The sequence below is a fragment of the Bacteroidota bacterium genome, from assembly GCA_034439655.1.
In the GTDB taxonomy this organism is placed as follows: Bacteria; Bacteroidota; Bacteroidia; order UKL13-3; family UKL13-3; genus CANJUD01.
In genome coordinates this window covers 1-4,509 of the sequence record JAWXAU010000109.1, presented here as the reverse complement: position 1 = coordinate 4,509, position 4,509 = coordinate 1, and the positions used below count along the sequence as shown (strand labels likewise).

At 36.3% G+C, this 4,509-nt stretch carries 5 protein-coding genes; 2 read left to right on the top strand and 3 right to left on the bottom strand.

What is annotated here, in order from left to right; genetic code table 11:
* The first annotated feature begins 234 nt into the window (after window positions 1-234).
* Together SGJ10_07670 and SGJ10_07665 are read left to right on the top strand one after the other, a co-directional pair.
* Complete coding sequence (locus SGJ10_07670) at window positions 235-525, top strand: CPCC family cysteine-rich protein (GenBank protein ID MDZ4757998.1); 291 nt, start codon at window positions 235-237, stop codon at window positions 523-525.
* Window positions 526-662: 137 nt separating this feature from the next.
* Entirely contained in the window at window positions 663-1,088 is a 426-nt protein-coding gene (locus tag SGJ10_07665) for a hypothetical protein (GenBank protein ID MDZ4757997.1), read from the top strand.
* A gap of 82 nt (window positions 1,089-1,170) precedes the next feature.
* Here the strand turns inward: SGJ10_07665 and SGJ10_07660 are convergent, their stop codons facing one another.
* From SGJ10_07660 to SGJ10_07650, 3 genes are all read right to left on the bottom strand, one after another.
* Window positions 1,171-1,917, bottom strand: a complete 747-nt coding sequence (locus SGJ10_07660) for an aminotransferase class IV (protein MDZ4757996.1) — start codon at window positions 1,915-1,917, stop codon at window positions 1,171-1,173.
* Between the two features lie 6 nt (window positions 1,918-1,923).
* The gene (locus SGJ10_07655; protein ID MDZ4757995.1) at window positions 1,924-2,865 is read right to left on the bottom strand and encodes a transcription antitermination protein NusB; all 942 of its coding nucleotides are present in this window, start codon (window positions 2,863-2,865) and stop codon (window positions 1,924-1,926) included.
* Between the two features lie 114 nt (window positions 2,866-2,979).
* The gene (locus tag SGJ10_07650) at window positions 2,980-4,080 is read right to left on the bottom strand and encodes a Glu/Leu/Phe/Val dehydrogenase (GenBank protein ID MDZ4757994.1); all 1,101 of its coding nucleotides are present in this window, start codon (window positions 4,078-4,080) and stop codon (window positions 2,980-2,982) included.
* Window positions 4,081-4,509 lie beyond the last annotated feature (429 nt).

The following is a 4,509-nucleotide window of genomic DNA, read 5'->3' as shown; positions in this document are numbered from 1 at the left end:
CGCCGGATCGTTCCCGCTCCTCGCTACTTCTGTTAAGTTAAAAGTGCATAATTAAAAACTAAAAGTTTAGAAAGATGCACTAACCCTGGCTTAACTTTTTCCTTTTTTTTAGCTCCATAGAAATATGGGGCTTTTTTATTTGTATAGGGTTTTGTATATTTGCTTTGTTCAAAAGATTTAAAGTTAAGTGTATAATTTGGAGAGTTAATGTTGCAAATATATTAAATTAAGAAAATGAGAAATAATACATATGCAAAATTTGAATGTCCATGTTGTGGATTTTATACTTTAGATCAGAAAGCTAAAAATACTTTTCAAACTTGTCCCATTTTTATTTGGGAAGGAGAGGGAATTCAAATGGATGACGTAGATTATGAAGGCGGTGCTAATCGTGTTAGTTTAAATATCGCGAGGGAAAGTTATGTTAAATATGGAGTCGCAGATATAAGGCATAAGGACCTTGCGAGAAAACCATATATTGATGAATATCCCGATAGTGGCAAATCTGAATTATATGCGATATAGCCGCCCTCGTTAAGTTTGGATAGTATACAGTCCGCTAGCAGCATTGAGTCTATTATGGTCTACCATATTATATAACCTTCACTATTATAATTTCAACTTTCTTCTTTATATTTGCACAAAAATTTAAAACTAAATTCATGAAAAAAATTACTACTTATTTATTTGCAATTGCATTCACTTTCGCGTCGTGCAACAAAAGTGTGAAAAGCCGCTTGCCTGGTAGCTGGATTATCACCAGTCAGAATGTTAAAACTTCGCAAACAGTAGGAGGCAATACCCAAACTTCTGACAATACTTCTGCTGGCGGAAACTATACATTTAACAGCAATGGTACTGGAACAACCAATAATACTGACAATGGCAAAACTACTTCTTTTACTTGGGTAGCTACTGAGAATTCTATCACCTTTACCGATTCTGAAGGCAGCTACGCGGTAACGGTTGTAACCAATGAGAAGAAAAAACAAAAATGGACTTTCGATTATTCGATGAGCTATAATGATCCTTTCGTTGGTCAAATATCACAAAAAGTATCAGGAACTATTGAAGTTGCGAAACAATAATAAGGAGTAAGGAATAAGGGCCTTACGGCAGCGTGCGTCAGCTCCTTACTCCTTATTCCTTACCACATACTCCTTCGTACCATCATATCCATTCAACTTCCCGCATTCCTTTCACCGCATTGCTCACAAAAACTTTGTCGGCAGCCAATATAGTTTGCAGTGGTTCGTTACACTCTATTATAGGTGTTCCTTCTTCCTTAAATTTATTGATGAGATGTTGACGCATCACACCGCCTATACATCCTGTTTCTAATGATGGGGTATAATAGGTATCACCTTTTTTCCAAAAAATATTGGAGGAAGTGCTTTCGCATACATGTCCATTTTCGTTCAGCAATAATATTTCATCAGCATTTGTATGCTCAGGATTGTTGGTGATGATAACAAATAATTGTGCGTTCAGTGATTTGAGATTTGAGAAAGGTGTAATATTTTTCTTCAGATTTTTCTCGATGGATAATTTGCAAATATTTGTTTGGGCAGGAATAAATTCTGCTAGATGTAATAACCATTCAGCTTCATTATTCTCAGGTTTGTAAAAACCAGCACCTTTTCTATAGATGGTAAGTCTAATACGAATATTTTTCTCGGAATTGACTTCCGAAATATTTTGCATCACACTATTGTATATAGCATCCGTATCGGGAGCCTGCATATATAATGTTTTGCAATTATTGGTGAGTCGTTGTGTATGCAAATCCCATAATTCTATTTGCCCATTTCGGTACAACATGCTTTCAAAAAAACCATCGGCATATAAAAAGCCACGATTGATGGGGATGACTGGAATATCAAGCTTTACACCGTTAAGTATATAGATTTCGTCCATGGTAAATTATCCAATTAATCCACGTCCAGTTTTTACAATTTTACCTTGCTCTTTCATTTCTTTTTGCAAGTTATCGAGTACACCATTCAGGAAAGAATTTGATTTTGGAGTACTATATACTTTGGCCAATTCCAGATATTCGTTGATGGTAACTTTAATAGGAATAGTTTCGAAAAACATAAATTCAGCAATAGCCATTTTCATAAATATACTATCGGTAAGTGCTATTCTATCAGAGTCCCAATTGAGTGTTTTGCCCGCAATTAATTCTTCAAATTCATCGAAATTTCCAATTGTTTTTTCTAAAAGTTCGGCACCAAATTCTTGTATTTCTTTCCATTCGGCATTGGGCAAATGATAAAGTTTCAAGGGTTCATTTTCGGTAATTTGGTCGATAGTTTTGCCCAAATTTTTCAGCAATACAGGTTTGTCTTCCTGCCACCCGATGAAAGAATCTTCCATCAAACTGTCGAACACAGTGCTTTTGTCGAAAAGAAAAACAAGAATATTTTTAAGTAAAGCTTTGTCGGCCTCCATATTTGGCTCTGCACTTCTTTGCAAATTGTAGGAAGGCAACTGCTCAATCTCGTCGAACAAGGTATGGAAACTATCCCATTCTTGCTGCCAAGTTTCACCGCTTTTTTGCAAACTTTTTGCAAAGCCTGGATCAGCAGCTATTTTTTCAATCGTAAGATTTTGGCTAAGTACTTTATAGCTCTCCATTCTTTTAGCATCTGTAAAATTTCTTTGCTGATGCTTATCAAGCTCAATGGTAGCAAAATGTTTCAGCTCCACAGGCAGACTCAATATTTTGAGATACGCTTGCTGCAGCTTGGAAATGTTTCCTTGATATAATTTCCTGATGGATTCGAGCGAAATATTTTCTTGCTGGGCAAAAGAATATACAGCTTGAAAAACTTTTATACGAATATAACGACGGTTGAGCATGAAATGAAAAGAACTAGATGAGTGAAAAAACTATATTGAAAAGTAAAACGAAAGTTAAGTAGTTTAAAAAAAATGTAAAATAATAAATTTTATCCGCCGCGGCGGATAAAATGACTAGTACGTGCTATGCACTTTCATCATGTCATTCACCCTTTTTTCAGCCAAACTGTTTGCGGCTAATTGGGTATGTATTCCCTCATCGGCAGCTTTTTTATGAATGGCAAGGCAAATGTCATAAATTTTTTGTGTAGCACTCATGGCACGTTCTTCCACGTATCCATTATGTTCTTGGTATACATTGATAAGTCCTCCAGCATTTACCAAATAGTCAGGGGCATAAGCAATTCCTTTCTGCACCAACATAGGACCATGAACTTTTTCATCGGCCAATTGGTTATTTGCGGCACCACATACTACGGAGCATTTTAGCTTCTCGATATTTTCGGTATTGAGTACGGCTCCTAAGGCACACGGAGCAAAAACGTCCACATCCAATCCTATGATATCTTGAGTAGGAACTCCAATACAGCCAAATTTATTTACGTAATGGTCAACAGCTTCACTATTGATATCGGCTACATATATTTTAGCCCCTTCTTTGGTGAGATATTCAATTAAATGTCCGCCTACTTTTCCAATTCCTTGAATAGCAATGGTTTTACCGCTAAGGCCATCATTACCCCAAGCATGTTTGGCAGAAGCTTTCATGCCCATATATACGCCGTAAGCGGTAACAGGCGAGGGGTCTCCACCGCCACCCATGTTTTTGGGTAAGCCTACCACGTGTTTGGTTTCCATACGCACATGTTCCATATCTAAAGTGGTGGTTCCCACATCTTCAGCAGTAATATATTTGCCACTTAGGTTTTCCACAAAGCGTCCGAACTTACGCATTAGGGCTTCAGTTTTATGGATTTTTGCATCACCGATAATCACTGCTTTGGCACCACCCAAGTTTAAGCCAGCCAATGCTGCTTTATAAGTCATGCCTCTCGAAAGACGCATCACATCATTGATGGCATCTTGTTCATTATTGTATGCCCACATGCGGGTTCCGCCAAGACCAGGGCCTAAAACCGTATTGTGAATGGCTATGATGGCTTTGAGCCCAGTAGCATTGTCCTGGCAAAAAACAATCTGCTCATGGTCGTATGTTTTCAGGCCTTCAAATAGGTTCAGCTTGGTTTCTACGCTTTCTTGGTTTATTACTGACATTGTGTATTTTTAATAACGAGCCGCAAAAGTAACCAATTTTTTTTGGCTTACAAACTGTGGAATAAAAAGAATTGGTTTGCTAAAGTGGGTAATTTGGAATGGTTCCCATATTTCTGTATTTATTTGTAGCGAACCTATATATATTAAATTGCGACATTGTATGCTGAATCATAAAGGAGCATGTATATAATATTTTGATATATACTTGTTCGATTTCAAAATTATATTTTGAACCTAGGTAAAATTTATTCTGTTACCTATTTAAAATTATGATATCATAAAATAAGAATCTCCTCAAATTTTTATTTCGATTATGATATATGGATTTTTTTATATAAAATGAAACGCTCAGAAAAATGTTTATCGATCCTGATAAAAAAATAGAACAGAATTTAAAATATCTGTTCCTTAGCGTAACATTTTTAATAT